The organism is Acidovorax sp. ST3, from assembly GCF_003231145.1.
GTDB lineage: Bacteria > Pseudomonadota > Gammaproteobacteria > Burkholderiales > Burkholderiaceae_C > Acidovorax.
The window spans coordinates 1-746 of record NZ_QKVP01000024.1 but is presented as its reverse complement, the minus strand read 5'-3'; the positions used below and the strand labels follow the sequence as shown (position 1 = coordinate 746).

The following is a 746-nucleotide window of genomic DNA, read 5'->3' as shown; positions in this document are numbered from 1 at the left end:
ACGTGCAACGCTACGTGGCCAAGGTGGTCGACAACAAACCGGTGCCGGTGGCGTCCTGCTCGTTCAATGGCAACGACGCCAACTGCCCGGGCAGCATTGCCGATGACGCGCACTGAAACACCGGCCCCGAGGTGCACAAGGTGGACTACTCCTCCAAGCCGCTGCCCAAGGTGGACGGCGAAGTGCACGACGACGATGAGTATGGCTGGCTCAAGTCCTGCCTGAGCGACGCGTCGTTCCCGCTGTCCAATCCGAAGGACGCCGGCCGCTAGCCGGGCCGGGCCGGGCCGCGTCAGGCAGCGTCGTCGGCGGCGGCCCGGGCCAGGCGCTTGCGGTGGTGCCTGGCGTCAGGCCTTGGCGGCGGCTGGCACCGACGAGCCGCCAGTGCGCAAGAGCAGGAAGCCCGCCACCGCCGAGGCCAGCGAGCCGGTCAGGACGCCGATCTTGGTGGCATCGACCGCCGCTGGATCGCTGAAGGCCAGCGCGCCGATGAACAGGCTCATGGTGAAGCCGATGCCGCACAGCAGGGCCACGCCGTACAGTTGCGTGAAGCTGGCGTGGCGCGGCAGGCTGGCCACGCCGGTGCGGATGGCGAGCCACGCAAAGCCGAACACGCCCAGTTGCTTGCCCAGGAACAGGCCCAGCGCCACGCCCAGCGGCACGGGCTGCGCCAGGCTCGACAGCCCCATGCCGGCGAACGACACGCCGGCGTTGGCGAAGCCGAACAGGGGAACGATCAGCAAGGC

Annotated in this window: 2 protein-coding genes; one reads left to right on the top strand and one right to left on the bottom strand. The window is 69.7% G+C overall.

All coding sequences use genetic code 11. The features are described from left to right. Nucleotides 1-140 precede the first annotated feature (140 nt). Nucleotides 141-272: a hypothetical protein gene (locus DNK89_RS24930; RefSeq protein WP_255575892.1), complete on the top strand. Its 132-nt coding sequence runs from the start codon at nt 141-143 to the stop codon at nt 270-272. A gap of 75 nt (nt 273-347) precedes the next feature. On the opposite strand, the gene DNK89_RS23305 is transcribed toward DNK89_RS24930, so the two are convergent. Then, nucleotides 348-746, bottom strand: a 399-nt coding sequence (locus tag DNK89_RS23305) for a Na+/H+ antiporter NhaA (RefSeq protein WP_203422509.1), incomplete at its 5' end; no start/stop codon positions are given.